Origin of the sequence: Thermogemmatispora onikobensis (assembly GCF_001748285.1) — a bacterium.
GTDB classification, from domain to species: domain Bacteria; phylum Chloroflexota; class Ktedonobacteria; order Ktedonobacterales; family Ktedonobacteraceae; genus Thermogemmatispora; species Thermogemmatispora onikobensis.
The window spans coordinates 1-25,766 of record NZ_BDGT01000028.1; the positions used below are offsets into that span (position 1 = coordinate 1).

General features: G+C 61.7%; 23 protein-coding genes. 13 read left to right on the forward strand and 10 right to left on the reverse strand.

Annotated elements, in window-relative coordinates; translation table 11 throughout:
* Nucleotides 1–218: 218 nt before the first annotated feature.
* Nucleotides 219–461: a DUF2249 domain-containing protein gene (locus BGC09_RS13045; protein ID WP_069804435.1), complete on the reverse strand. Its 243-nt coding sequence runs from the start codon at nt 459–461 to the stop codon at nt 219–221.
* A gap of 376 nt (nt 462–837) precedes the next feature.
* Here BGC09_RS13045 and BGC09_RS13050 point away from each other — a divergent pair, with 376 nt between their 5' ends.
* Nucleotides 838–1,170 (forward strand): metal-sulfur cluster assembly factor, encoded by a 333-nt coding sequence (locus BGC09_RS13050; protein WP_218104042.1) that lies wholly within the window; start codon nt 838–840, stop codon nt 1,168–1,170.
* 52 nt (nt 1,171–1,222) lie between these two features.
* Here the strand turns inward: BGC09_RS13050 and BGC09_RS13055 are convergent, their stop codons facing one another.
* A complete protein-coding gene (locus BGC09_RS13055) occupies nt 1,223–2,524 on the reverse strand; it encodes a hypothetical protein (RefSeq protein ID WP_069804437.1) in 1,302 nt (433 codons plus the stop codon).
* A gap of 83 nt (nt 2,525–2,607) precedes the next feature.
* Entirely contained in the window at nt 2,608–2,889 is a 282-nt protein-coding gene (locus BGC09_RS13060; protein ID WP_069804438.1) for a DUF2249 domain-containing protein, read from the reverse strand.
* 180 nt (nt 2,890–3,069) lie between these two features.
* Between BGC09_RS13060 and BGC09_RS13065 the strand changes: the two genes are divergently transcribed.
* The 4 genes from BGC09_RS13065 (at nt 3,070) to BGC09_RS13080 (ending at nt 6,884) form a co-directional block, all read left to right on the forward strand.
* Nucleotides 3,070–3,774: a Crp/Fnr family transcriptional regulator gene (locus tag BGC09_RS13065; RefSeq protein WP_084658701.1), complete on the forward strand. Its 705-nt coding sequence runs from the start codon at nt 3,070–3,072 to the stop codon at nt 3,772–3,774.
* A gap of 214 nt (nt 3,775–3,988) precedes the next feature.
* Nucleotides 3,989–4,543: an O-acetyl-ADP-ribose deacetylase gene (locus BGC09_RS13070; protein WP_069804485.1), complete on the forward strand. Its 555-nt coding sequence runs from the start codon at nt 3,989–3,991 to the stop codon at nt 4,541–4,543.
* 493 nt (nt 4,544–5,036) lie between these two features.
* Nucleotides 5,037–5,435, forward strand: a complete 399-nt coding sequence (locus BGC09_RS13075) for a hypothetical protein (protein WP_069804439.1) — start codon at nt 5,037–5,039, stop codon at nt 5,433–5,435.
* Between the two features lie 96 nt (nt 5,436–5,531).
* Nucleotides 5,532–6,884 (forward strand): metallophosphoesterase family protein, encoded by a 1,353-nt coding sequence (locus BGC09_RS13080; protein WP_069804440.1) that lies wholly within the window; start codon nt 5,532–5,534, stop codon nt 6,882–6,884.
* A gap of 74 nt (nt 6,885–6,958) precedes the next feature.
* Here BGC09_RS13080 and BGC09_RS13085 read toward each other — a convergent pair whose 3' ends face one another.
* Together BGC09_RS13085 and BGC09_RS13090 are read right to left on the reverse strand one after the other, a co-directional pair.
* Entirely contained in the window at nt 6,959–8,155 is a 1,197-nt protein-coding gene (locus BGC09_RS13085) for a M20 metallopeptidase family protein (RefSeq protein WP_069804441.1), read from the reverse strand.
* Nucleotides 8,156–8,236: 81 nt separating this feature from the next.
* Nucleotides 8,237–9,409, reverse strand: coding sequence for a redox-regulated ATPase YchF (locus tag BGC09_RS13090; RefSeq protein WP_084658706.1), 1,173 nt, complete (start codon nt 9,407–9,409; stop codon nt 8,237–8,239).
* Between the two features lie 119 nt (nt 9,410–9,528).
* On the opposite strand from BGC09_RS13090, the gene BGC09_RS23540 reads away from it, so the two are divergent.
* Together BGC09_RS23540 and BGC09_RS13095 are read left to right on the forward strand one after the other, a co-directional pair.
* Nucleotides 9,529–9,765: an FmdB family zinc ribbon protein gene (locus BGC09_RS23540; protein ID WP_084658709.1), complete on the forward strand. Its 237-nt coding sequence runs from the start codon at nt 9,529–9,531 to the stop codon at nt 9,763–9,765.
* On the forward strand, nt 9,752–10,321 hold the full coding sequence (locus tag BGC09_RS13095; RefSeq protein ID WP_141727776.1) for a hypothetical protein: 570 nt from the start codon (nt 9,752–9,754) through the stop codon (nt 10,319–10,321). Before BGC09_RS23540 ends, BGC09_RS13095 begins: the two co-directional genes overlap by 14 nt.
* Nucleotides 10,322–11,713: 1,392 nt before the next feature.
* Here BGC09_RS13095 and rho read toward each other — a convergent pair.
* Nucleotides 11,714–12,973 (reverse strand): transcription termination factor Rho, encoded by a 1,260-nt coding sequence (rho, locus tag BGC09_RS13105; RefSeq protein ID WP_052891013.1) that lies wholly within the window; start codon nt 12,971–12,973, stop codon nt 11,714–11,716.
* Between the two features lie 688 nt (nt 12,974–13,661).
* Complete coding sequence (locus tag BGC09_RS13110; RefSeq protein WP_069804444.1) at nt 13,662–14,171, reverse strand: hypothetical protein; 510 nt, start codon at nt 14,169–14,171, stop codon at nt 13,662–13,664.
* A 334-nt stretch (nt 14,172–14,505) separates the two neighbouring features.
* Between BGC09_RS13110 and BGC09_RS13115 the strand changes: the two genes are divergently transcribed.
* The 4 genes from BGC09_RS13115 to BGC09_RS13130 all read left to right on the forward strand — a co-directional run bounded on the left by BGC09_RS13115 (nt 14,506) and on the right by BGC09_RS13130 (nt 18,628).
* Nucleotides 14,506–14,955 (forward strand): FtsB family cell division protein, encoded by a 450-nt coding sequence (locus tag BGC09_RS13115; RefSeq protein ID WP_069804445.1) that lies wholly within the window; start codon nt 14,506–14,508, stop codon nt 14,953–14,955.
* Nucleotides 14,956–15,492: 537 nt separating this feature from the next.
* Nucleotides 15,493–16,266, forward strand: coding sequence for a gamma-glutamyl-gamma-aminobutyrate hydrolase family protein (locus BGC09_RS13120; protein ID WP_069804446.1), 774 nt, complete (start codon nt 15,493–15,495; stop codon nt 16,264–16,266).
* Between the two features lie 386 nt (nt 16,267–16,652).
* Nucleotides 16,653–17,957: a GAF domain-containing sensor histidine kinase gene (locus tag BGC09_RS13125; protein ID WP_084658715.1), complete on the forward strand. Its 1,305-nt coding sequence runs from the start codon at nt 16,653–16,655 to the stop codon at nt 17,955–17,957.
* A complete protein-coding gene (locus BGC09_RS13130) occupies nt 17,954–18,628 on the forward strand; it encodes a response regulator (protein ID WP_069804448.1) in 675 nt (224 codons plus the stop codon). Before BGC09_RS13125 ends, BGC09_RS13130 begins: the two co-directional genes overlap by 4 nt.
* 82 nt (nt 18,629–18,710) lie before the next feature.
* Here the strand turns inward: BGC09_RS13130 and BGC09_RS13135 are convergent, their stop codons facing one another.
* Both BGC09_RS13135 and BGC09_RS13140 read right to left on the reverse strand, forming a co-directional pair.
* Nucleotides 18,711–20,156: an aldehyde dehydrogenase family protein gene (locus tag BGC09_RS13135; RefSeq protein WP_069804449.1), complete on the reverse strand. Its 1,446-nt coding sequence runs from the start codon at nt 20,154–20,156 to the stop codon at nt 18,711–18,713.
* Between the two features lie 157 nt (nt 20,157–20,313).
* The gene (locus tag BGC09_RS13140; RefSeq protein WP_069804450.1) at nt 20,314–21,207 is read right to left on the reverse strand and encodes a fumarylacetoacetate hydrolase family protein; all 894 of its coding nucleotides are present in this window, start codon (nt 21,205–21,207) and stop codon (nt 20,314–20,316) included.
* 414 nt (nt 21,208–21,621) lie between these two features.
* Between BGC09_RS13140 and BGC09_RS13145 the strand changes: the two genes are divergently transcribed.
* Both BGC09_RS13145 and BGC09_RS13150 read left to right on the forward strand, forming a co-directional pair.
* Nucleotides 21,622–22,470: a class I SAM-dependent methyltransferase gene (locus BGC09_RS13145; RefSeq protein ID WP_069804451.1), complete on the forward strand. Its 849-nt coding sequence runs from the start codon at nt 21,622–21,624 to the stop codon at nt 22,468–22,470.
* Between the two features lie 7 nt (nt 22,471–22,477).
* A complete protein-coding gene (locus tag BGC09_RS13150) occupies nt 22,478–23,500 on the forward strand; it encodes a class I SAM-dependent methyltransferase (protein ID WP_069804452.1) in 1,023 nt (340 codons plus the stop codon).
* Here BGC09_RS13150 and ppk1 read toward each other — a convergent pair.
* The gene (ppk1, locus tag BGC09_RS13155) at nt 23,475–25,643 is read right to left on the reverse strand and encodes a polyphosphate kinase 1 (RefSeq protein ID WP_069804453.1); all 2,169 of its coding nucleotides are present in this window, start codon (nt 25,641–25,643) and stop codon (nt 23,475–23,477) included. The genes BGC09_RS13150 and ppk1 overlap by 26 nt on opposite strands.
* Between the last annotated feature and the right edge of the window lie 123 nt (nt 25,644–25,766).

Consider the following 25,766-nt stretch of genomic DNA (forward strand, 5'->3'; position numbering starts at 1 on the left):
AGCACACGCACCGCCGGCCCCTCACTGCGAAAGGTCGCTGAGGCTGCCAAATCAAAGACCCTGAAATGGCTCACGGCCTCTGGCTTCTCGACAGCGCGGCTTTCCTGGCTGCTGTTGGCCTGCTCCTGCTGCTCCATCTTGTCTGGATGCCTCCTTTGTTTGCTTAGACTATCCTCCCGGGGATCATCCTTGCCTGTCAATCGGTAATCGGAAGGAGGTCAGCCAGCGCGCTTGACAATGCGAATAATCCACTCCTCTGGTCCCTGTTGCTCCGGTATCCAGTCGAAAGTCTCTGGATATTCGGCCAGCAATTGATAGCGCAGCGGGGCGGGATCGTGGTCGTTGATGAGGCGCAGCGCACTGCCCGGCTGCAGCGCCTCCAGGCGACTGAAAATGAGGGGATGACGCTCACGGGGCACGATCGTGCGTACGTCGAGTGTTTCGGCAAGGTTGTCGCTCATAGTGTAAACTTCTCCTTCTGGTCTATCTATCTGCAATAAGGTAACGATCATCTCTAGTGCGGGTCAGGGAGCGCTGTCCTGCGGGGGGCATCCGGAAGGAGATGCTCCCCAGCCGGGCAGGTTGTTCCCCTCTCTGCTCCCAAGTATGGCCATTTGACGGCGAAAATACCGTGACTTTTGTCGCAGCTTCGCTGCCCTTCTTCCCTCTATACTTGCCTGTGAGGTGACGGTGAGCTGTCGCTGCTCCGCTCTCTTCTTCTTCTTCTTCTTCTTCTCTTCGGGACCGACCTCGTCCCTCGAGGGAGACGCGGGGCAGCGCCCTCTGTAGACGAGACGCTCTCCTGCTGGAAGAGTGGAGAAAGAAAGAAAGAGGTTGATGGCGACAATGCTTGATGAGGAGGCTATCGAACGGGTCAAGCGCGAGATTTATGAAGCGCTGCACGAGGTAGATGATCCCGAGCTCGGGGTCAATCTGGTCGATCTCGGCTTGATCTATGGTATCCAGTTGACGCCCGAGGGCTTTGTGACGATCCGCATGACCCTCACTACGCCCGGCTGCCCCATGCATGAGTCTCTGGCGGACGGCGTCGGGGCGGCGCTGGCCCGTATTCCCGAGCTAACGGGTGGCGAGATCGAACTGGTCTGGGAACCACGCTGGACACCTGAGCGCCTGACCCCCGAAGGAAGGCGCCTGTTGGGCCTGGCCTGAGCGTTGAGGCAGCAGGCCGGTTCCAACAGGCGGGCCTGTCGAGGACTCGAAGCTAGCTGCGCAAGGTGCTCAGCTTCCACTCCAAATGGCGCACCACACTTAGCACATTAATGGCCGCACCCACCAGGCTGATCCCGACCAGGGCCGCGCCCAGGCAGATCAATCCTTCCCAGCTGAGGAGCACGGCGGGCAGTAACAGTACCAACCCGCCATTGAGCAGCCAGAAGCAGGCCCAGGCCAGGCGCTCGTGAACCAACTCGCGCATCAGCGGCACCTTCTGATGGCCGACCAGTGGCCCGTAGCGGCTATGCCAGACGAGGAAGGGCACGATCTTGTAGAGGTAGCCGACAATGCTCTGCCCGGTCCAGCCAATGAGAAGACAGAGCAGGAGCGCAACCGGCCAGGCGGTCAGCGCGGAGCCGACCGTGATCGCGATGGGCAGGGCTGTGGCCCCACTTATAAAGCAGAGTAGGGCCGCAAGACCGTGATACTGGGTCACGTCCAGCGGACGCCTTCGCCGATGGCGCAGCATGCGCCAGTAATCCCAGCCAAAGAGCCAGGCGCTAAGAGTGAGAGAGATCGCCCCAGCTAACGCCAGCCAGGTTATCCCCTCCAGCAGGCCGAGCGCCAGGCCGATGATCCCCACATTCAACAGACCTAGCACCGCCCAGCCCAGACGGTCGTCGTGATCGTGCACCAAAGCAAAGAGACGCACCAGCGTATAGGAGACCCCGATCAGGGTATTTGTCAACCAGCCAGCTACACCCAGGGTCACGTGCAGCGGCAGGATCAGCAGCACCCCCAGGCCCAAAAAGCCGTAAATGAAGTTGAGGGCCGCCGTCAGGCCGAGGGAAACGACCAGACACAGGTAGAGCAAGGCGGCAAAGAGGTAGAAGACTGTCAGAGGGCGCTTGCTGGCCTGGAACAAGGTGCTCGCTAGAATGATCACATAGCCGAGCACGGCCACGATGACCAGTGAGCCGCCGAGCGCGAGCAGTCCAGGCAGAAAGAGCCAGAAGCCACCCAGCAGTACCAGCACCCCAGCGAGATAGAGCGGATAAACTACTGGAGCCAGCGCTTTGAAGCGCAAGGGAGTAACGGCGATCACCGGCGTGAGCTGCTGTGAGGCCCCCAGGATGGTCATAGTCAGCCAGCCGAGCGTCACCGTGTGGACAAGAGCCAGGACGTGGGGCTGACCGCGGTTGATGAGGGCCTCGGGCAGCACGAAAGGCAGCAAGAGGCCGGCCAGGGCGGCCAGGCAGATGCCTGTGACCAGGAAAGGCAAGGGCACCCCGAGCGGGACGCCGCGCCGTCCCATCATCCCAGGCAGTCCACCAGCCTGCTGATCCGTCACTCTGAAAGCTCCCGGGCGAGCGCCTGCTCCAGAGGGTCCGCCGGTCATTGGCATCATCGTTCTGCACCTGTCTCGCTGCGCACTTATGATCCTCCAGGGATCTGCTGGCGCGTGAAGCGTACCACCCATTCATTAGGAGCCAGACAGAGTGTCTCGTGGCTGAAGCCACGCCCGCCAAGCACTTCGTAGAGCGGGACCGGCTCAAAGGGGGCCACGATCACCAGTGTTTCGCCTCTCTTCAGCGGCGTAGCGGCCTCCATAATGCGCACAAAAGGTTCATCGCCGCGCTCCAGGTCAGGGCGCACATCTAGCAGGGCTGTCGCCTGCTGGCGCCAGGTCTGAGCCTCTTCTTGGGCAGCGTCCATAAGCCTCCTTTCCGGCTCGGCAGGAGTACCGAGCATCTCACATTTACTTGGCTCGTCAATCGGCGCTACAATTCTGAGTGTACAGCTCGGGATAGGCTGGCACCGTGACTTTTGTCGCATCTGCAGACACGGCGCTGAGTTGACTACTTTGTACAGGCAGGCAGCGTAGACGGGAAGGCGATGACGATCGATATCGAGGCAGTACGCCGCATACCAATGTTTGCCGCATTAGGGACCGAGGAGCTGGCGCGTGTGGCCGCGGTCACCAGAGAGCGGCGCTACGAGCGTGGTGAGTTGATTATCATGGAAGGAGACCGCGGAGGGGCACTGTATTATGTGCAGAGCGGACTGGTCAAGGTCTTCAAGCTTTCGCCCGAGGGCAAAGAGCAGGTCCTGCGTCTGATCAGCGCTGGCTATACCTTCAACGACGTGCCAGCGCTGGACGGTGGCCCCAATCCCGCGAGCGTAGCTGCTCTGGAACCAAGCACTGTCTATAGCGTTGGCCGCGAGGAGCTGCGTCGACTAATCAGAGAGCGGCCTGCGGTGGCGGAAGGAGTGATCGCCGCCCTGGCGCTCGCTCTCCGCCACCTGGTGGGCCTGGTCGAGGACCTCTCGTTCCGCCACGTGACCGCGCGGGTGGCGCGTATCCTCTTGGAGCAAGAGCAGGCCCTGGCTGAAGGTCGTCAGGCACGCCGCCTGACCCAGCAGGAGATGGCCGCCATTGCGGGCACCGCGCGCGAGGTCGTAGGGCGTGCTCTCAAAGAGCTGGAGGCCGCCGGTACGATCTCCGTGCGGCAAGGGCGGGTTCACATTCTCAACCAGGAGCGCCTGCGCTTCCTGGCCGGAGGCGGCCCCGGGCTGCTGCCTGACTTCGAAGCTTCTTGATCCACACCACTGGAGAGGAGCGAGCCGCCAGGCGGCGACCCTTCCGGGCCGATTCGTCTCGTTTATCCACTGGGCCGGTGCTTGCCAGGACCGAGCGGCATCAGCCACAATGGATAAGGGAGGCTTCTCTCCTGGCAAGGCCGACCTGCTGTTAGAAGACATGAGCGGAGCGGGCAATCTTGCCTGCTGGCACGATGAGAGAAGGGGTGACCGCATGCTAGAGCAACGTGAGACGCGGATCATCAACGGAGTGACACTTGCCCTGATGCAGGGCAATATCGTCGAGGTAGAAGCGGATGCCATTGTGAACGCTGCCAACTCAGCCCTGGCCGGAGGCGGCGGAGTCGATGGGGCCATTCATCGCGCCGGTGGCCCACAGATCATGGCGGAATGCCGCAAGATTGGCGGCTGCCCCACCGGAAGCGCTGTGGTGACCACGGCAGGGCGACTGCGCGCGAAATACGTCTTTCACGCCGTTGGTCCCATCTATGGAGTCGATCGCGAGGCCCCTCGCCTGTTAGCCAGTGCTTATCAGCGCTGCCTCGACCTGGCCGAACAGTATGGCCTGCAGAGTATCGCCTTTCCTTCGCTCAGCACCGGCGCCTATGGCTATCCACTGGACGAGGCCGCGCCCATTGCCCTGCGCACCATTATTACTCATGTGCTGAAGCCAACCTCGCTCAAGCGTGTCATGCTAGTGCTCTACGGCGAAGAGGCCTATCGAGCCTATGCCCGGGCGCTCGCCTCGCTGCTGCCTGCTCAGCGGTGAAGCGGCGCCAGAGGCCGGGACCCGCTGGCGAAGCTCCCCCCTGGGCAGGAGAAGATCACCTTCGGCACCGCAGCCGGCAACGCGATAGCGACCGTACTCCACCGTCACAGCGTGACAGCGAGAGCTGGCTGTCGAAGGCAGTAGCGAGGGAGCGATAAAAAGGGCGTGGCGTCACTGAGAACGGTCCCCCCATCTTTTCCTACTCGCTCCTGAGTCGCAAAGAACAAGGTCCCTGCTCACACAGAGACGTGGGCGCCGCTCAACGGTTCCCGGCAGCGCTCCGGCCTCAGCTCCACTCTTGTTTTTCGCAGGCCGGGCGCGCTATAGTTAGGGCAAGTCGAGTCTCCCCGTCCACTTTGCACCATCACAACAAGAAGCTTATGAAAGGACGCAACCGCCGATGGCTTCACCGGGCTGATCCGGTCGATCCGATCCCCAGGCCAACTACCGGTCTGCTCTGGTAGCCCAACACGACGGGTGCGCTAGGCATACAATGGCACAGGTGTTCATCACACTCCACTATTGGAATCAGTTTCTGGTCCTGGCGACAGGCGCGATCACAACCATCTGGGGCTTTGTCCTCTTCTTCACCAAGAGGACCGAGACCCTCAATCCGGCCTGGCGCGTTGCCTTGATTGTCACAGGCTGCGTCGCGGCCCTGCAAGGTCTGCTCGGAATCATCATGGTCATCATGGGGCTGCGCCCTGGAACCGGCACGGGCCTCTACTGGCTCCATTATGTCTATGGAGCCATTGTTGTCTTCATCCTGCCCGTAGCCCTCACCTACAGCTCCAGCGGTAAAAATGTCCGGCGCGATGTCCTCATCTTCAGCATTGCGACCCTGATTCTCGTCGCGGCGGCCATTCGGGCTATGATGACCGGGCCTGCCTGATCTGCACCTGCTGGCCTGGACCTGAAGTTCTTCAAGCAACACCAGCTCAAGGGGCGGCTGCCCAGAAAGCAAGCAGCCAAGGGAGGACTCATCAGCGTGCGAGCATCCTTCATTCATGTCGCCGATATTCACCTGGGGTACGAGCAATACGGCGTCAGCGAGCGCTTCAACGACTTTGCCCGCGCCTTCTGGGAAATCATGGACGAGGCGGTTCGGCGCCAGGTTGACTTTGTCGTCATTGCGGGCGATCTCTTCAATAAACGCTCCATCGATGCCCGCACCCTGCTGCAGGCCATCGAGGGGCTGCGGCGTTTGCGAGAGCGCAACATCCCAGTGATCGCCGTCGAAGGCAATCACGACCGCAGCTATTACCGTGATGGCGTCTCCTGGCTGCAATTTCTCTGTCATCAAGGCTACTTGACCCTGCTGGCGCCGCAGATGCGAGGAGGCGCGCCGGTCATCGCGCCCTGGAGCAGAGAGACCATGCTTGGCTCGCATGTTGACCTGCTAGAGGGGCGACTGCGCATCTATGGTCTGCCCTGGCAAGGATCAGCAACCCTGCGCTGCCTGGAAGGGCTGGCCGAAGCCCTGGCGGGCGAGCATGCTCGCGAAGAGGCCGCCGGCCTCGAATACTGCTTACTTGTCATGCACACTGGCATCGAGGGGGTGGTGCCACGACTGCAGGGGCTGCCCTCACTGAGTCACTTTCAGCGTCTGCGCCCCTACATCGATTACGTAGCTCTGGGACACATCCACAAGCCCTACGAATTTGAGAGCTGGATCTACAACCCAGGCTCGCCCGAGACCTGGAGCGCCGAAGAGGCTCAGTGGCAGGAACGAGGCTACTACTTTGTGGAAATCGACACTGGCGACGCCCAGCCGGGAGGGAGGCCAGAGCGCCCTTGCTATCATCGGGCCACCCACCTGATCAACAGCCGTCGCCCCTTCGTCCGCTATGATCTGCGCGTCGATGGCCTGACAACTCCTGAAGCCATTTATGCCCGGCTCAGCGAGTTTTGCCAGCGCGAAGGACCTCGCTATGCGGGGGCCGAAGAACGCCGGCGTCCCGTCGTGCAGGTCCAGCTACTGGGAACGCTCGCCTTTGACGCCGACGCCCTTGATCTACAGCGCATGGAAGAACTGCTGCGCTCCTCTTTTCAGCCGCTGCATGCCCGTGTCGAAAACAATACCAGCGACCGTGATTATCTGCTGGACGGCGAAGGTCTGGATGGGCGCGATCGCTCCACCTGGCACGAGCTGGAGCGACGTATCTTTGCCGAGCTACTCGGGCAGGACAGCCGCTATCTGCCGGCGAAAGAAGCCTGGGGGCAGGTCCTGGCCGAGCTGAAGGAGCGTGCTCTGCAGAAAGAGGACCCCGCTCTTCTGGCGCACTATTTACGGGAGAAGCGTGCAGAGCTGCTGAGCGGAGGCGAGCCAGCTCCTCACTAAGCTGCTCGACCGCCGCCCAGCCGCCTGCACGCTGGCGATTGTCGGGTGCGGCTTGCCTCACTCAACTCAAGGCGTCAGGGATGGAGATAATCAAGCGCTGTGCGCGTTAGCACCTCCACGGCCACTGGCAGGGCCTCCTCATCGATGTTGAAGTGCGGATGATGATGCGGGTAGACTGCCCCTTTTGCTTCATTGCGGGCCCCAACGATAAAGTAGCAACCAGGCACGGCGTGCAGAAAATAGGCCATATCATCGCTGCCGGTCGTCATCACGCGCTCGTCGCTATCGACCCGCTCGGGACCAACCGCGGCCTCCGCTGCCTGGCGCACCACCTCGGTCACCAGTGGATCATTGACGCAGGCCAGGCAGCCGTCGGCCACCTCGACCTCGCAGCTTCCCCGATGGGCGGCGGCGATGCCCTGCGCCATCTCACGCAAGCGCTCGATCAGCCGCTGACGATGTCCCTCATCAAAGGTACGCAGCGTTCCCTGTAGGACCGCCTCCTCGGGAATAATATTGAAAGCCGAGCCGGCGTGAACGCTGGCGATGGTCAACACAGCCCGCTCGAAAGGCGAGGTCTCGCGACTGATCAGGGTCTGGAGAGCGAGAATAATCTGCGAAGCGATCACCACCGGATCGATTGTTCCCTCGGGCATCGCGGCATGGCCGCCCTTGCCCTTGACGCGCAGCTCCAGGCGGTCGGCGGCGGCAAAGATCGGGCCGCTACGCACCCCCACGCGCCCGACCGGGTGGCCGCTGAAGAGGTGCAAACCAATCACCCCATCCACGCCCTCCATCACCCCGGCCTGAACCATTGGCGCGGCTCCCCCGATCACCTCCTCAGCCGGCTGAAAGACAAACTTAACCGTACCTTTCAGGCGATCGCGGTGACGGCTCAAGAGGGCTGCCACCGCCAGGGCAATCGAGACATGCCCGTCGTGGCCGCAGGCGTGCATCTTGCCGTCGACCGTTGAACGATAGTCGACCTCGTTCAATTCATGGATGGGCAGCGCATCCATATCGGCGCGGATCGCCAGCGTGCGCCCGCCCTCGCCGGCGGTCCCGCGCAGCAGACCGACCACGCCGGTCCGGGCGATGCCGGTCTGCACCTCCAACCCGAGCGCGCGCAGGCGACCGGCCACAATCTCGGAGGTGCGCACCTCCTCAAACGCCAGCTCAGGATGCTGGTGCAGATCGCGTCGCAGGGCCACCATATCCGGTACCATCTCATCGATTTCCAACTTCAAAGTATCTTGCTCAGTAGAAGTCATCCTCTTCCTCCTGGCAGAAGGACTGATTGAGCCGGTGGGCGGAGCCAGACCCAGACCTGGCTAACCTGACTGGCTCTCACCTCAGCGCCCCACATTAAAGCGGAAGTGAGCGATATCGCCGTCCTGGATCACGTAATCCTTCCCCTCGAGTCGCTGCAGGCCCTTGCGAGCTGCCGCCGCAAAAGAGCCACCGCAGGCCATAAAATCGTCGAAATGGGTAATCTCGGCGCGAATGAAGCCGCGCTCGATATCCGAATGGATCTTGCCGGCGGCCTCGGGGGCCTTTGCCCCTTTCGTCACCGTCCAGGCGCGCACCTCATCCTCGCCGACCGTCAGGAACGTAATCAAATTCAACAAACGATAGCCGACCTGAATCACGCGCTCCGCTCCCAGCTTCGGCAGGCCGAGCGAAGCCAGATACTCGGCGGCCTCCTCGGGCGCCAGCTCGCTCAGCTCCGCCTCCAGACGAGCGGAGACCGCCACCGTCTCGGCCTCCTCGGAGCGTGCCCGTAGCGCCACCGTCGCCACGCCGCGCAGCTCGCCGACCAGGCTCGCCAGAGCTGGCTCCCCCCCCTGGTGGATCTCCTCCAGCAAGGTTGCGGCCTCAGCGAGCACATCCTCGCTCACGTTCAGCACATACATGCGCGGCTTCATTGTCAACAGGAACAGCTCTTTGACAAGAGCCTGCTCCTGGGCGTTCAGCTCCAGACGGCGCACCGGTATGCCATTGCTGAGTGCCTCCTGCAAGCGCGCCAGTAACGCCAGCTCTTGCTGATATTTCTTCTCGCCCGACTTGGCTGCCTTGGCAGTGCGCTCGCTGCGGCGCTCGACAGTGGCCAGGTCAGTTAGCGCCAGCTCGCTATCGAGCTGCTCCAGATCGCGCAGGGGATCAATGCCGCCGAGCGGGTGAGGCACATTTTCATTAGCAAAGGTGCGCAGCACAATGGCCAGCGCGTCGGCATTGCGGATATGGCCCAGAAACTCGGCGCTCAGGCCCCCCTTACGGGCCTCTTCGTCCTGTTGACCCATGCCGGCCACATCGACAAACTCCACCGTGGCATAGGTTACCTTCTTGGGCTTAAAAATCTCCGCCAGCGGCTTCACACGCGGATCGGGCACCTGAACCACGGCCGTATTGGCCTGCACCGTCCTGGTCGCGTAGCCGCTAATAGGCGCCTGAGCGCCCGTCAGGGCGTTAAAAAGCGACGTCTTGCCACTCTGCGGCAGACCGACGATGCCTATTCTCAGAGCCATAACGAACAAACCCCTCCTGACCAGCTATTCTTGACGCTTATTCAACCCTCCCTTACAATTAGGAGTGGTATTCTTGATTGCTCCTCTCTCTTTGTGGAACAACGCGGAGGTCGCTTCTCATGCCATTGTACGAATATCGCTGTGGTGATTGCAAATCCCACTTCGAGCTCCTGGTCAGCCACCAGCAGGCTGACGACGTGGCCTGTGCCCAGTGTGGAAGCGAGAACGTCAGGCGCCTGCTCTCAGTCTTCGCAACGCAGCGCGTTGGAGCGGCGACAGCCGTGGGCCCGGGAGACTTCTCCGCCGACGCTGGCGGAAGCTGCAGTTGTGGTGGTGGGAGCTGTGGCTGCCACTGAAACCTCTTCTCCCACTCAGCAGAGGCCGCAGAAGAAGGAGTCGCGCCTCTTCTTCAAGACCAGCTATCGGCGTGGCGTAATCGAGGCGGTCGTGATCTACACGCTTGGGCGCCTGGGGGCCTTGATCAGCCCGCAGGTCTTTCCCGACTGGCTGTTTGTGCTGTTGCCCCTTCTCTTCCTCTTCCTGCAGTACCTGGGTGGTCCGATCTGGGCAACCTATCGTATCCAGTCGACCAGGCGTGAGCGCATGAGCCGGCGCTTCTGGCTGCTCGGTCCACTCCTGGCTGGCCTCTGTTTCCTGATCGACCTGGTGATCTCGCTCACGCTTGGACTGGCCGTCAACGCGCTTGGAGGAGTGCAGCAAGGTCCAGCTCTCTGGCGCTTCTTTGCCAGCGGAGAGGCGCATCTCACCCTGAGCCAGTTCGCCCTCAATGAGCTGCGCACCGCCGTGGCCCTGCTGGCGCTCTACACCGTAGCCGTAGTCTGCACGCGCCTGGCTCAAGGCGGCTTCCTGCGCTTCACCATGCCGGCGGGGGGCCGACGGGTGACCCTCTAGCTCTCGTAGCCTCTCTGTCGCCCGCCCCTTCCCTGGCTCCCCAAGAAGAGGACAGCAAGCAGAGCAGCCGGGCGTCAAGAGAGCAACCACAGGCACGCCATAGGGAAATCGCCCCTGGCAGCTCCTCCAGCCAGGCTGGAGCCAGATCACGCGCTCGCTCGCTGCGGCGCAACGCGACGATAGAAAAGAGCGCTGCGCGGGAAAAACAGCCCGCCGCGCTTTTTCCCTGCTACGGTCAGCCGCCTGTTCATCGGCGGGATGAAACCACACGTGATCGAGGCTCTTGCTGACTGGTTGTGGTCGGTAGCCGCAGACTGCGGCATGACCCGCCCGACCCAGTCTGCTGGCATCGCCGTCCAGCGATTAGCGCTGAAAGCCCCTTCGCTAAAAGCCCCTTCCAAGAAGCGGAACGCCGGCAAGACCGGGAGCCAGTGGCTCCTTTCCTTGCCCCCATCAGCCATCAAAGCATTGGCGAAGAAAGCAAGCAGTAAAAGCGACCTCGAACATGGTGGCGGTCGTCCGAAGAGGAAGGCCGCTGATAAGTGAGCCTGCTCGCTCGCTGTGAAGGGCGAGCCAGGCTGAACGGCTCCTATTGGTCGCTGGTGCTGAACGAAGCGGGCCGGACTGGCGCGTAGCAGCCGCGAACAGCCGGCGCAACGGCGAACTTACCTGAGTCAGAGAGGTCGGCCTCCTCTCTGACGTAGGCAACGAGCATGATCCTCAACGATTCAAGCGGCAGCCAGCCAACAGAGCGTACTCATCCTGGCAGCGCAGGCCGAGGACGATCAGAGGACGGCCCTGTTGGTCCTACTGCTGGCCTGTGCTTCCCTGGCCTGGAAGCCAGGCTCCGGGCACGAAGCGAAAGAAGAGAGCGCCTAGCCTCTTATTCACGTCTGCACCTCCCACAGGAATCGGCGCGAATCAGCGCTGGCGCTCACGCTGGTTGCTCATCAACCGCCCCCAGGCGGGGGAGCGGAGAGCAAGAGGCGCTGAGCGAGCGGGAGGAGGTCCTGGCGAGGACCTGGATTGTGAGCAGCAGGCAGACGGCTCCGCCCCGTGCTGTGAGTGGCAGCCAGGGGCAGTGACCTGACCTACCAGCCGAAGCCTGCCGGGGTCTGACCTGTCAACCGACCTCGCCTCGTCGCGGCAAAGGAAGAGAGTGGGAAAGAGAGACCGGATGGCCCGGTCAAAACAGAAGGGACACTGTTGAGGGGGCCAGGAGCCAGGCCTTGCGACGGTGCGACAGCGCCAGAGAGCCCACAGTGCCCACAGTGCCAGAGCGCAACGCCGTAGCGACGCGAACGAAGCGGACAAGTGAAAGCCGACGAAGCAGAAATGACCAGCCGGCAGAGAGAAACAGAAACGTGAATGGGAATCTCTGATCGAGCTTCTCTACAAGAGACTCTTATTCAGAGTAGCCAGGAACTCCATATTATTCTGCGTCTTAGCCATCTGCTGTAGCAGGGCCTCCATTGCCTCCAGGCCGCGCTGCTCCGCCAGGGTAGAGAACATTCTGCGCATCAGCACCACGGCGCGCAGCGTCTTCTCATCGAGGAGGAGATCCTCGCGGCGCGTGCCGGAGAGGCTGATATCGATGGCTGGGAAGACACGGCGCTCGGCCAGCTTACGATTGAGGATCAGCTCCATATTGCCGGTACCCTTAAACTCCTCGTAGATCACATCATCCATGCGGCTACCGGTATCGATCAGAGCCGTAGCGATAATAGTCAGGCTACCACCCTCCTCGACCTTACGAGCGGCGCCGAAGAAGCGCTTGGGAGGGAAAAGGGCGCTGGGATCGAGGCCGCCAGTGAGCGTACGGCCACTGGGCTGGACAGCCAGGTTATAGGCGCGGCTGAGGCGAGTGATGCTATCGAGCAAGACCACCACATCGCGCCCGCCCTCGACCAGGCGTTTGGCGCGCTCCAGAACCATTTCGGCCACGCGGGTATGGGCCTCCGTTGGCTCATCGAAGGTCGAGCTAATCACCTCGGCCTTCACCGAGCGCTTCATATCCGTGACCTCTTCAGGGCGCTCACCGATGAGGGCCACCATCAAATGGACATCGTCGTACTTCTCGGTGATCGAGTTGGCGATGGCCTTCAGGAGCATCGTTTTGCCGGCTTTGGGAGGAGAGACGATCAGGCCACGCTGACCGCGGCCAATGGGGGCGACCAGGTTGATGAGGCGACCGGCGATGTTCGTAGGACCGGTTTCCAGATCGAACATCTCGCGGGGGAAGATGGGCGTCAGGTTATCGAAGTGGGGACGCCGTTTGGCCTCTTCCGGGTTCATGCCATTGATCGCCTCCACGCGCAGCAGGCCATAGTACTTCTCGTTGTCCTTCGGCGGACGCACCTGGCCGGTCACCATATCGCCGGTGCGCAGGCCGAAGCGGCGGATCTGCGACTGGGAAACATAGACATCCATGTTTCCCGGCAGGAAGCGCTCCTGGCGCAGGAAGCCGAAGCCATCCTCCACAATTTCGAGCACGCCGGCGCTAAAGATGTTGCCCTGCTGCTCGGTATGCTGCTGAAGAAGCCGGAAAATGAGGTCCTGTTTTTTGAGGGTTGTGTAGCCGGAAAGTTCGAGGTCGCGAGCGATCTCGCGCAACTCTGCGATTGTTTTGGTCTCTAGCTCAGCGATGTTCACGTTGCGTTGGGCGAATTATGTCCTTTTGGGAAAGAACACGCCCCCTCTCCTTTCTGGTTGAACCTAGATTTCATAAAGGCTGCTGGTGGGAACAGGTACATAACAGGCTTCCGCCTCTGAAAACCTGTGAACAGGTGGTGACCGTATGCTTGCTGTGCTGAAGTAATGTTTGTTTGGTTGCAGGACCCGGAAACGGATCGACAACCCGGGAGGTTCTGGTCCGGGGAGTCAGCTTCACTATACCACAGGCGCAAAGCAATGTCAACTGCTCTAACCCTGGTTTTTGCCCGCTGCTGTCCACTTCTGTCCCTCTCTGCCCGCTTGCCTGGCCTGATGCCTGCCTCGGCTGGCCTGGGGTGGGCGGGCGAGTGGGCGGGCAGGCCAGAGGGGTGATCGGAGCAGGGCGGAGCCTGCGGACGGGCTGGTCTGCCAGTGCAGTCAGTGGGAGCTGCGGCTTGAGCGAGCGAGGCGCGCCCGAGTATTGACTGGCTGATCCGCGGGCAGGCGCGCGCGCAAGCGAGTGGGCCAGCAAGTGAACGAGCAGCTAGAGACGATTGACCTCCCCAGAAGGCGAGCGTCTCGCGGGTCAAAGCGATCCGACTCGCTTCCCGTACCCGTGATCGAGCGATCGAGCGCTCTGATCGGCATTGGAGGCGGAGGCGGGATCGGCCAGGCCCCTTGCTGAGGCTTAGCGTGGCTGAGGCCGGACCCGGGCCTCTATCCAACCCGATTGTTGGACCATATCATAAAACGGAAACCACTGGTTGTCAATCCAATCATCGCAGAGGCGACGCTCTTCGTGCAGGCCGCGCCGATCCAGTTCATCGTTTACCACATTATGGGCATGCGGGTGGCGATAGCGGCGTGGCAAAGGAGAGCCGAAGCCGTGGGCGTAGTGCGCCAGCTCGTGGGCGATAGTGATGAGCAAGACCTGCTCTGGAACCAGTTCATGCTGTAAGAGGAGATTGATGCCAATAAAAGTGGTGCCGCTCTCTTCCGAGAGGCGGATCAGTCCCAGGCGGCGCTTCCAGGGCTGGCAATAGGCGATTTGCACCTCGTTGACGCGCGGAATGTCGGCAAAGTAGGTCTGCCAGATGTAGTCTAGACAGGGGGGCAGAGCGCGCTGTGGCGAGACTTCGGCCAGCGAACGGGTGCGAGCGGGGGCCTGGTCTCCAGGTGCTAGCGCAGATGGCAGCATGGCCGCTGATCCTCCTCGACGATGTGATTCTGCTTGTGAGTTCAGTATAGCAGGGTGGTCCCAATAGGCGACCTGCTGGCCTCTCGTCCCCCTCACCCCAATTTTTGCTGGTGGTTGCCTCATGATTCCTGTCCACTGCAGCGCGCGTAAGCGTAAGATCGTGTATTATTTCTACATAGCATACCTTCTGGCCCGAGCATCGCCAGCAGTTTTTTTGACAGAGAGCATCGTTGTAGATGCGCCTCGTTATGAGGCACGAAGCAACTTTCCAGGCACTCGCCCGGAAAGAAGGTAGGCAACCATGCAGTACACGCCAAGGAGAAGAAAACGACTCATGCCCCGACAAGATAGCAGCGGTTCCAGTGTAACCGCCGCGGTGGGCTTTGGCGAAAGGAGTGGGGCCAGCCGGGCGCGGAGGAACGCCCTCTTCACACGTGGCCTGATCTGGGTCACGGCCCTGATCAGTCTCTCGCTCCTGCTCGGCTCGATTGCCCAGGCCTGGTCGAATAGTCGCTTGCTGGAGCAGGAGGCCGCCGCGCGCGCTCAATATGAGCAGACGCTGGCGCGTCATGACCAATTGCAGAAGTTGGTCGACTACTACAAAGACCCCTTCGTGATCGAGAGCGAGGCGCGCCAGCGTCTGGGATATGTGCGGCCCGGCGAGCACCGTGTGGTGATTGTCAGTCCGCCATCCAGCCAGCCGGCGGCCAGGTCCCACCCGGCGCCATCCACTTCCAGCGGCGGCTTTTGGTCCCAGTGGTGGGCGATCCTCTTCGGCAGTTAGTGGGGGGTGTGCTCTTCGCCCTCGTGGTCCCTGAGTCCAGCACAGCAAAGACTCTGCTCACGCTAGCGGGCATCTGGCTGCCCAGGCTGCTGCTGCGGCCCAGGCAGCCAGATGCCACAGCCCAGTAGCATAGAAGTAATAGCATGACACAACAGGCTTGACGCCTTGCCTATAATAAGACTAGACTATCATCAGTAACAAGCCTGCAACATTGTTAGTCTTTTGAGGTAGACAACGTGAAACGTGCTATCGCTGGCGACCACGTGAGCGTCTCCTACCCGCAGTGTCCGCGTGCTCTGACCCTTGCTTCGCGGACTTTTTGTGCATTTATGGGCCTTATGGAGATGCTTATGCTTATGCGTGGACTTCAGCGTGTAACGCTGGAGCTTCGTAAGCTTGGTTGCGCAGCGATGCGTTTCGTTGTGTAGTATCTGGCATCTCCTCTGAAGCGGAACGCATCACAAGCGTTCCGCTTCTTCTGTTTTTATAGCGCTCATTATTCATACTCGAAATCTTATATGAAAGGCTGTTAAGATCATGCGTCCTTTGATCGGCATTCCGTGCCATCCGGCTTACCGGCATGGCTCTCAACGCCCGATCTACGGTAACAATCGGGCCTATGTCCATGCCATTGAGGATGCCGGGGGCGTTCCTGTGCTCATCCCGCTCGTTCATGATCTCTCCTCGCTGGAGGCTTTGCTGGCTCACCTCGATGGGCTACTCCTGCCCGGTGGGCAGGATATTCAGCCGCGTCGCTACGGGGAAGATCCGCATCCATGCCTTGGCGACACTGATCCCGCCCTCGATGAGTTTGAGTTGACGCTGGCCCATTGGGCCCTGCAAGAGGAGAAGCCGATTTTGGGCATTTGCCGTGGCCTGCAACTGCTCAATGTGGCTTTGGGGGGGACGCTCTATCAGGATTTAGAGAGCCAATATACTGGCAGCCTGCATCATATGAATCAGGATTTGCCCCGCAGCCAGGTGGTCCATCGGGTGCTCATCGAGCCGGGAACCTGCCTGGCGGCCATCGCAGGTGAGCGTGAGTTTTGGGCGAATAGTATTCACCATCAGGCCGTCAAGGAGCCGGGCAAAGGGGTGCGTATCGCTGCGCGCGCCGAGGATGGGGTGGTGGAAGCGATCGAGGTTCCAACCAGGCGCTTTGTTCTGGCTCTCCAGTGCCATCCCGAGGAGATCTATGGCCAGGTTCCCGCCTGTGCGCGTGTTTTCTCGGCCTTCGTCCGGGCCTGTGGTCTTAGCGAAGCAGCGCCTCAGCCCCAGCGTGCCCTGTCGTTGCCGGTCGGGGCTGCCTGAGTCAGCGTCGTGTGGTGGTAGACACCTTTCCCTGGCAACCCCTGGCGCCGGCCCGCTGTATGCCGTCCCTGTGCCTGTCCCTGGCAGGGGAGTGTGCGACAACGGGCCGGCGTGCCGTTGGCGGGCAATTCCGTCCTGAGTGGGGCTCCATGCGTGGGCTGCTCCGCTGCTCTGGCTCTGTGGGGGGCCAGCCTGGACCGGAGCGGTGTGATATACTAGGGAAGAATTCTGGTCCTTCTTGATTTGTTTGTTTGTTTGTGGGTGGATGTACCAGGGCCCGCCCTCGCTACCGTACAGCGGCAGGCTCAAGCTGCTTGCCACGGGGGAGAGTGTAGGATGGGGGTCCATGCTGCGCTAGCCAGCCAGCCAGCCAGTCAAGTGAAAGCATGATGGATTCTGAACGGCACCACGCTCCGGCCAGCGAGGATCTGGTCGCTGCCAGCGAGGAAGGGCAAGAAGCTTCCTCGTTGCTTGGTAGCAATCGCGAGCTGGCCATCCTCTATACTATTGCTGGCCAGCTCAATCGCAAGGTGAATGTCCGCGAGGCGTTGCAGGAGGTCTTAAGCCAGGTGGCCCGTCTGCTAGGACTCAAGACGGGCTGGGTCTGGCTGCTTGACGAGGAGGGTGCGCCGTTTCTGGCAGCCTCGCAGTCCTTACCCCCCTATCTCGCCGATCACCCCGAGCGGATGACCGGGCGCTGTCTCTGCCTGGATACCTTTCTGGGGGGGAATCTGGCCAGGGCGGCCAATATCAATGTGCTGCGCTGCAGTCGCTTGCGCAACGCTGAACGCGAGGGTGATCCTTCTTCATGGGGTCTGCGTTTCCATGCCAGCGTTCCGATCCATGTCGGGGAGACGCCGCTCGGCGTGCTGAATGTGGCCAGCGAGGACTGGCGTGAGTTGCATTCAGCGGAGCTGCAGCTATTGCATATTATTGGCGATCAGATCGGTCTGGCTATTCAGCGGGCACGCCTCTCGGCTGAGCATACGCGCGCCGCGGCCCGCCTGGCTGCCATTGAGGAGCGGAACCGGCTGGCGCGCGAGATCCACGATACTCTGGCTCAGGGGCTGGCGGCGATCGCTTTGCAGCTAGAGACCGCCGATGCTTTGCTTCCTACGCAGCCCGGGCGGGCCCAGACCGCTGTTCGCCGCGCGCTGGCTCTGGCGCGCAGCAATCTGGAGGAGGCGCGCCGCTCGGTGATGGACCTGCGCGCTGCTCCCCTACAGAACCATGCTCTGCCCGAGGCGCTCGCTCTCCTGGTCAGGCGCTTGCGCGTCGAGAGCGGGAGCCGTCTGGAGTATCGCTATGAACCGCCACCTGGACCGGGGCCGGGCGATGAACCAGGCCACTTTCCTTCTCTCTCGCCCCATTGCGAAGCCGGCCTCTATCGTATCGCTCAGGAGGCCCTCAATAACGCTCTGCGCCATGCCGCTGCTGAGCAGATCACACTCACGCTGGCTGTTCGTGATAAGATGATTGTGCTCCAGGTTCAGGATAATGGTCGGGGCTTTGATCCCGAGCGCGCCCAGGAGTATGCACGCGCAGGTCATTTCGGGCTGGCCGGCATGAGTGAGCGGGCCCGCCTGCTTGGGGCCCAGATCAGCATTGAAAGCCTGCCAGGCTCCGGTACCTCCATTAGCGTCTATCTGCCCTACCAGGGGCAGGAGCAAGAAAGGTCCCCCTGGCTATGACGATTCGTATCTTGCTCGCCGATGATCATCCGGTCGTGCGCGAGGGCTTGCGGGCGGTGCTGGAGACGCAGCCGGATCTGACCGTGGTAGCCGAAGCCGCCAATGGAGCGGAAACCATCGCCCAGGCCCGCGTGACGCATCCCGACATTGTGTTGCTGGATCTTGAGATGCCCGTCTTGGATGGCGTCGAGGCTATTCGCCACTTGCTTGAGCTGGAACCCAGGCCGCGAGTGATCGTCTTTACGGCTTTTGATAACGATGAGCGAATTCTGCACGCGGTGCAGGCCGGAGCCAGTGGCTATCTGCTCAAGGGAGCGCCACGTGAGGAGATCTTCCAGGCCATTCGGGTGACAATGGGCGGTGGCTCACTCCTGCAACCGGTAGTCGCCTCAAAATTGCTGCGTCAGGTGAGTCAGCAGAGCAACGGGCCGCAAGCTGCTTCCTACCCGTACGAGCCACTGACCGAGCGCGAACTGGAGGTTCTGCGCTTACTGGCTCAGGGCCTGCCGAACAAGGAGATCGCCGCTCGCCTCGTTATCAGTGAGCGCACTGCCAAGTTTCACGTCAGCTCGATCATGAACAAGCTGGGAGCCACTAATCGCACCGAGGCCGTGGCCCTGGCCGCTCAGCGCGGTCTGATCACACTGCAGGGCCATTCGTCCTGGCGCTAACCTGAGCGAGCGAGCGAACGAGCGAGCCACGCCGGCAGCCTGCTCATGGCGGTCGCGGCCCGCTCTGCTCAGGAGAGGGAGCTCAGGGCAGCTGGTCGATATAGACGGTCTTCCACTGAGTAAAGAACTCGCGTGCCGCCTTCCCCTGCTCACGGGAGCCAGAGGAGCTGTCTTTCATGCCGCCGAAGGGCACCTGGAACTCCAGACCTGCCGACTCCTGGTTGATCTTGACGACGCCAGCCTGAATCTCGGAGGCGAAGCGCAGCGCCAGCGAGAGGTTGGTAGTAAAGAGGCTGGCCGATAGTCCGAAAGGGGTAGCGTTTGCCAGGGCCACAGCCTCCTCGAAGGAGGCGGCGGGCAGGAGGGCTGCTACGGGGCCGAAAATTTCCTCCTGAGCAACACGGCTGCTCTGGCCGAGGTCCGTGACGATGCTGGGCCGGACGTAATAGCCCTCGCCATTGATCGTTGTCGACTCGCCACCTGCCAGGAAATGCCCCCCTTCGCTGCGTGCCAGCTGCAGGTAGCCGCTCACTTTCTGTAGCTGATCCTCCGAGACCAGCGGGCCGACGCGCGTGTCCGGTTCCAGCGGGTCACCGAGTTTCCAGCTCTGGGCCAGGGTCGCAAGGCGCTCCTGAAACTCTGGGAGGATGGCCCGCTCGACAATCACACGGCTGGTGGCCGTGCACTTTTGTCCCGCGCTGAGAAAGGCGCCGCGTGCCACCTGCTCAACGGCGACGTCGAGATTGGCGTCTGCCAGCACAACTGCCGGGTTCTTGCCGCCCATCTCCAGTTGGACCTTTTTGCCGTGCTCGATGGCCTTATGCTGGAGGGCGCGACCGACAGCATTAGAGCCGGTGAAGGTGATGGCATCAACTGCGGGATGGGTCACCAGGGGATCGCCCACTTCGGAGCCTTTGCCCAGCACCAGGTTAAGGACGCCAGGCGGCAGGCCAGCATCAAGGAGGGCCTGGGTGAAGTGGACCGCCGTTAGCGGCACCAGCTCGGCAGGCTTCCACACCACGGTGTTCCCATAAGCCAGAGCCGGCGCGATCTTCCAGGCAGGGATGGCAATCGGGAAGTTCCAGGGCGTAATAACGCTGACCACGCCAACCGGCTCGCGACGGGCGTAGAGGAAGGTCACGCGCGAGCTGCTCGGATAGGTCTCCCCGTCTGGCTCCAAGGTCTGCCCCGCATAGTAGCGCAGGATAGAGACCGCGCGCCTGGTTTCCCCAATGGCCTCGGCCAGCGTCTTGCCCTCCTCGCGCGTCAGGTCACGCCCGACGCTCTCGGCACGCTGTTCCAACAGATCGGCGGCCTTGCGCAGAATCTCGCCCCGCGCTGGTGCTGGCGTTGCGCGCCAGGCGGCAAAGGCTGAGCGCGCGGCCTGCACCGCCTCAACAGCCAGCTCCGCCCCTGCCAGCGAGGTCCGTGCCACCACCTCACTCGGGTGGGCCGGGTTAAGATCGTCGCTCAGACGCACGCCATCGCGCCAGGTGCCACCGATATACGAACGTAGTTCAAGGGTCATAGACAGACCACTCCTTCCTCCGTCTCTGCTCAAGATAAGCACTGCGTAGCTGTTCATCTGTAAGTGAGGCCGATCGCTGGTCGCTGCCGGCCAGGGCAAGATCTGGCGCCTCTATGGAATGGACCATCTCGCTACAGCCGGCGGACAGCTCGCCGAATCAGCAGCACGGGCCTGCGCTCGCCGCCTGCAGGGCCAGTTTGCCCCGCACCACCCGGTTGCGCAGCCTTCCGAGACCGCTGATCGCGATGCTTACCAGGTCGCCGGCCTGCAGGGTAAAGGGTCGTTCTGGCACCAAAGCGGTGCCAGTACAGAGAAAGGCACCGGCGGGAAACTCATCCTCGCGGAAAAGGTAGACGACCAGCTCTTCCAGGCGACGCCGCAGATCAGCGGTCGAGCTGCGACCCTGCCAGCACAGTTGCCCGTTGCGCTCGATGGTCAGCTCGATGCTCAGGGCGTAAGGATCGGGGATCTCCCAGGCCGGGATAATGGCCGGACCAAGGGCACAGCTGCCAGCGTAGACCTTGGCCTGGGGAAGATAGAGGGGGTTCTCACCTTCGATGCTGCGGGAGCTGACGTCGTTGCCGATGGTGTAGCCGACGATCTCCCCGTGGGCATTGATGACGAGCGTCAGCTCCGGCTCGGGTACGTCCCAGTCGGAATCGGCACGCACTGCAATGGCGGCCTCGGGACCTGCCACCCGCCGCGGATTGGCCTTGAAGAAGAGCTCAGGACGCTCCGCGGTGTAGACACGCGCATAGATGTCGGGCGTGGCGCTCTCCTCGCGCCTCGCCTCCTCGGAACGCTTGTAGGTCACGCCTGCCGCCCAGACCTCGCTCTCTCCATCGATCGGCGCCAGCCAGGGCGGCCTGACCTCCACTGGCTCACCACGTGCAGCGACCGCGCTCAGCAAGGCGCGCAGCTCGGCGAGACGCAGGGTCCAGAGGTCAGAAAGACGCTGTCCGGCATCGGGAAAGGCCCGCACCGCGCCCTCGTCGGTGAGCAGCCCCACGCGCTCGCGACCGTCCGCAGCGCGGTAACGAATGATCTGCATGGCTATGCTCCTTGTCCTTGCCCGTTGTAGCGACGTAGAAGCTTCAAAGGAAGTACATCTTCTAACCATATAGCCCCCGTAGGCCAGCCTGTCAACCTCTGCCAATCAGCAACTTCGCTGGTTCGCTGGCTCACTCCTCTGGTGCTCCCCCTGTTACTGGGAGTCGGCTCGCTCGTCATTATCAATGCATATTTATAAAGTACATTACTGTTCAGCTGCCGGTCGAACAGGGTCGAGCGTGCCGCCAGACCTGGCTCATGTGCCAATAGAGCGGCAAGCAACCTGAGAAGCGATCGGGCAGGGCCAGGAAGGTCAAAGCAAGAGAGGGTAGCGCCGCTGCGAGCGAGCTGAAGTGCACGTAGCTGCGCGATGGTCTGCTGAGTGTGTACTGGTTGGGGAAGAGGACAGCGTGTGATGGATCACACCCACCCTGAAGCACCACTCTCATACAGTGTTCCAGAGCTGGAGGAGCTACAGCATCTGTATCACGCACAACACGGGCTCCTGCCGCCAGAGATTGATACCAGGCGTCTCAAGCGTGTCTTGCACCTGAGCTATGGCGATCTGGCCTGGCCACAAGCGCTGGCGCGTGCTCGTCCGTCCATCAGCGTCGTAGCGCTTTTTACCAGCGCCCAGGCCCTGGCTGCCTGCTGGCAACGGCTTGATGGAGCCATCTTGCGACGGCTAAACATCGCCGAGATCGATCTCGGCGGGCCCATTCCCTTTGCCGCCGACTTCTTTGATCTGGTGCATCTCTTCCTCATGGGTCCACTACTGCGCCCGGCGGCCTGGCCGACCTTATTACAAGAGTGTCAGCGCGTGCTGCGGCTCCGTGGTCAGATCAACATCGTCGCCTTTCTTGCCGGCCCCTCTTCCAGCAGCGCCTACCAGCGTCTCCGTTCCCTCGCCGTTGCCGCCTGGCAAGCGCTCGGTTACAGCTTTGCCAGCGTGCCTGAAAGGAGCACTGGCCCCTTCGTCGACTGCAGCGTTCACCTGGGCCATCTCCTGCGGCAGCAAGGGTTTGGGCAAGTGCGCTATCGGCTCTATCCTGTAGACCTGGGCGGGTGGAACAATCCCATGGGCCGGGCCTGCGCTCGGCGTCTCCTGCAAGACCTGGCCCTGCAGAAGGCCCTCGTCCTGGAGCAGGGTGGCTGTGACGAAGCCACCTATGCCAGGCTCCTCACCGAGGCAGAGCGCGATCTCGAGACCGAAGCTTTCTGCGCCTCTGGGGTCCTCGTCTCGGTGACGGCGCGAAAGCGATAGAGCTATCATGAGCCAGTCATTGACGAACAAAGGCCAGTCAAGCGGCCTTCAAGAGCAGCAGACTCGGCAGGCCAGCATGCGACGCAGGAGGGCATCCGCTCCCGCTCTCACAGGTCCTGCCGAGCTTCCTCCAGAAGTGCGCGAAGAAAGCATTCGCCATCGCTATCTTCTGCAAATGCAAGGCGGGCGTCTCTTCCCAGAAAATATTGATATCGAAGGTGTAGAGCGTGTCCTTGATGTGGGTTGTGGCAGTGGTGAGTGGGTTTTTGCCCTGGCGCGGCGCTATCCGCAGCTCTTCATCTGTGGGATCGATCTTGATCGGCGTCTGCTGCAGCGAGCGCAGGCCCGGCGCAATCGGGCTGGCCTGGGCCAGCTTGAATTTCGCCAGGCGGACTTCACCCGTCCTTTTCCTCTGGCCGAAAGCTCCTTTGACCTCCTGCACATGCGTGCCTGCGCGCGCTTTATCGCCGCCGACGCCTGGCCGGCGCTGCTCGCCGAATGCCGGCGCGTCCTGCGTCCCCGCGGTTGGCTCACCCTGGTCGAGATCGAACTCTGCGAAAGTAGCAGCAGCGCCTTCCTTGAACTGCGTCAGCTCTTCAATCGCTGCTGGTATCGGCTTGGCCATGCCCTGGACGAAAGCGGGCTCAGCTTTGGCGTTGCCAGCCGTCTCTACGGCATGCTCCTCGCGGCGGGCCTGCAAGAGGTTGCCTACGAAGTTCACATTGCCGACCTGGGGCGGCAGCCAGGCCCCATGCAAGACGGAGAGGCCGGAAGCGCCGGGCCAGCGGGAACAATCACCACTCTTTTTCTACAACAATGCCTGGCCGAAGTCCGTCTGGCGGCTCCGCTGATCATTCAGCAAGGACTGATGAGCCCGACGGCCCTGGCCGCCCTGCTTGAGCAAGCCGAGCATGAGCTGCAGGACCCTGATCTCTGGGGCTGGGGGATCATCATCTCAGCGTATGGCAGGCGTCAGGCGGAGGAACTTGGGCAGCCAGGAGGAATCAAGCGCCCGAGGGCAGCGCGCTAATGGTCGGGCCAGCCTCATCGCTATCGTCCTCCTCTAACAGAGGGTGGCGTAGAAACCAGGCCTGGCAATCCAGCGGTGGCTCACCCGGATGCGGACGAATCCGGGCGTAGGTCCCATCCGGCAGCAGCTCGCGGGCATTGACCGTATCGGCCAGCAGCACCTCCAGCACTCGCTCACGGATGGCCTGACGCAGGCGGGGATCTTCGAGGGGAAACAGGGTCTCCACCCGATTATTCAAATTGCGCTGCATCATATCAGCGCTTCCAAGAAACAGCTCCTCGGCGCCGCCATTGTAGAAGTAGAAGATGCGACTATGCTCCAGGAAGCGGCCCACGATGCTGCGCACGCGGATATTCTCACTCACCCCCGGGATGCCAGGTCGCAGGCAGCAGATCCCGCGCACAATCAGCTCCACCTGCACCCCGGCCTGGGAGGCCTCATAAAGCTTATAAATAATCTCCGGGTCAACGAGCGCATTCAACTTAAAGATCAGCAAGCCGTAGCCATACTCGCGCCGCAGACGGATCTCCCGCTCAATACGCTCCAGGATACCGCGGCGCAGACTGACCGGGGCCACCAGCAACTTACGATACGCATTCAAGCGAGAATAGCCGGTCAGCGAGTTAAAGAGATCCGAGATATCGGCTCCTATCACCGGATCGCAGGTCAGCAAGCAGAGATCCTCGTACGTACGGGCGGTCAGCGCATTATAGTTCCCCGTACTCAGGTGAACATAACGGCGCAGCCCATCGGGTTCGCGGCGCACCACCAGCGCCACCTTGGCATGGGTCTTCAAGCCGATCAAGCCGTAGACCACATGGACGCCGGCCCGCTCCAATGCCCGTGCCCACTCAATATTATTCTCCTCATCGAAGCGCGCCTTCAGCTCCACCAGGGTGGCCACCTGCTTCCCATGCTCAACCGCTTCCAGCAAAGCATGCACCACAGGTGAATTCGTCCCCACGCGGTAGAGCGTCTGCTTAATGGCCAAGACCTGGGGATCGGTGGCCGCGGCGCGAATGAAGTCCACCACCACGCCAAAGCTATCGTAAGGGCGATGCAGCAGCAGATCCTGCTCGCGAATAGCAGCAAAGAGATCGCCGCAGTACTTCGAGAGCAAGTGGGGCACGCGCGGAGTAAACGGTGGGTCCTTCAGATCGGGACGATTGAGGGCATGCAACTCCATCAGATCGCCCATGCCTAGTGGGCCATCGATCACCGTCAGATCCGAGGCCTCGATCTCCAGATTATCGAGCAACAAACTGCGGATGCGCGGCGGCATCGACGGATTGACCGCCAGATCGACCACCGAGCCAAAGCGGCGCTCACGGACGCTCTTCTCCACATCCTCCAGCAGGTCCGAAGCCTCGTCTTCCTGCAGCTCGATATCGGCATCGCGCAAGACGCGGAAGGGATACGACTCCCAGACATCGATGCCTGGGAAGAGGCGGCTCAAGTGGGCGGCGATCACCTGCTCGATCCAGACAAAGGCCACCGGTTGCACGCCTGAGACCGTCCGGGCATGCAGCGGCAGCGGCACCTGGATGAAGCGGGGGAGGCGCGGAGGGACCTTCACCCGTGCAAAACGCTCGCCGTGGACGGCATCGTTAATCACCACGGCCAGATTCAGACTGCGGTTCGAGATATGCGGGAAAGGATGACCGGGATCGACCGCCAGCGGCGTCAGCACCGGGAAAATCTCATACTCGAAATACTCAGCCAGAGCGGCACGCTGCTCCTCATCCAGCTGCTCATAATCGAGAATATAGATATGTTGCTCTGCCAGGCGTGGTAGCAGCTCCTGACGCCAATAGCGGCGCACCTCCTGTACCAGAGGGGCCAGGCGTCGACGCACCTCGCGTAGCTGCTCCTCAGCGCTCAAGCCGTCAGGACTGGGCGTTGTGGCGCGAGCGGCCACTTTATCCTTCAGCCCGGCCACACGAATCATCATGAACTCATCGAGGTTTGTATCGAAAATCGACAAAAACTTCACCCGCTCCAAGAGAGGATGGCGACTATCCTGGGCCTCCTCAAAAACGCGACGATTAAACTCAATCCAGCTCAACTCGCGATTGATATAGAGATCGGGTCGTTCCAGGTCCATCGAGGACGAGGTAGATGGGGAATGCGGCGGCTGCTCCATGCTCTCTTCAGATGACCTCTGCACCTTAGCCTGGCAGGCGTCTCCTTAGCTTTATGATAGCACGCAATGTCCAGCGAGAGAGCAAGGTCCCAGTAGATAACGGCCCGCGCACAGGAGCTCCCC

Excerpts from the sequence above, each read along its gene's own strand:
- BGC09_RS13045 (WP_069804435.1), bottom strand. The coding sequence starts at position 461 with ATGAGCGACAACCTTGCCGAAACACTCGACGTACGCACGATCGTGCCC.
- BGC09_RS13050 (WP_218104042.1), top strand. The coding sequence starts at position 838 with ATGGCGACAATGCTTGATGAGGAGGCTATCGAACGGGTCAAGCGCGAG.
- BGC09_RS13060 (WP_069804438.1), bottom strand. The coding sequence starts at position 2,889 with ATGGACGCTGCCCAAGAAGAGGCTCAGACCTGGCGCCAGCAGGCGACA.
- BGC09_RS13065 (WP_084658701.1), top strand. The coding sequence starts at position 3,070 with ATGACGATCGATATCGAGGCAGTACGCCGCATACCAATGTTTGCCGCA.
- BGC09_RS13070 (WP_069804485.1), top strand. The coding sequence starts at position 3,989 with ATGCTAGAGCAACGTGAGACGCGGATCATCAACGGAGTGACACTTGCC.
- BGC09_RS13075 (WP_069804439.1), top strand. The coding sequence starts at position 5,037 with ATGGCACAGGTGTTCATCACACTCCACTATTGGAATCAGTTTCTGGTC.
- BGC09_RS13085 (WP_069804441.1), bottom strand. The coding sequence starts at position 8,155 with ATGACTTCTACTGAGCAAGATACTTTGAAGTTGGAAATCGATGAGATG.
- BGC09_RS13090 (WP_084658706.1), bottom strand. The coding sequence starts at position 9,409 with ATGGCTCTGAGAATAGGCATCGTCGGTCTGCCGCAGAGTGGCAAGACG.
- BGC09_RS23540 (WP_084658709.1), top strand. The coding sequence starts at position 9,529 with ATGCCATTGTACGAATATCGCTGTGGTGATTGCAAATCCCACTTCGAG.
- BGC09_RS13110 (WP_069804444.1), bottom strand. The coding sequence starts at position 14,171 with ATGCTGCCATCTGCGCTAGCACCTGGAGACCAGGCCCCCGCTCGCACC.
- BGC09_RS13115 (WP_069804445.1), top strand. The coding sequence starts at position 14,506 with ATGCCCCGACAAGATAGCAGCGGTTCCAGTGTAACCGCCGCGGTGGGC.
- BGC09_RS13120 (WP_069804446.1), top strand. The coding sequence starts at position 15,493 with ATGCGTCCTTTGATCGGCATTCCGTGCCATCCGGCTTACCGGCATGGC.
- BGC09_RS13125 (WP_084658715.1), top strand. The coding sequence starts at position 16,653 with ATGATGGATTCTGAACGGCACCACGCTCCGGCCAGCGAGGATCTGGTC.
- BGC09_RS13130 (WP_069804448.1), top strand. The coding sequence starts at position 17,954 with ATGACGATTCGTATCTTGCTCGCCGATGATCATCCGGTCGTGCGCGAG.
- BGC09_RS13135 (WP_069804449.1), bottom strand. The coding sequence starts at position 20,156 with ATGACCCTTGAACTACGTTCGTATATCGGTGGCACCTGGCGCGATGGC.
- BGC09_RS13140 (WP_069804450.1), bottom strand. The coding sequence starts at position 21,207 with ATGCAGATCATTCGTTACCGCGCTGCGGACGGTCGCGAGCGCGTGGGG.
- BGC09_RS13145 (WP_069804451.1), top strand. The coding sequence starts at position 21,622 with ATGGATCACACCCACCCTGAAGCACCACTCTCATACAGTGTTCCAGAG.
- BGC09_RS13150 (WP_069804452.1), top strand. The coding sequence starts at position 22,478 with ATGAGCCAGTCATTGACGAACAAAGGCCAGTCAAGCGGCCTTCAAGAG.
- ppk1 (WP_069804453.1), bottom strand. The coding sequence starts at position 25,643 with ATGGAGCAGCCGCCGCATTCCCCATCTACCTCGTCCTCGATGGACCTG.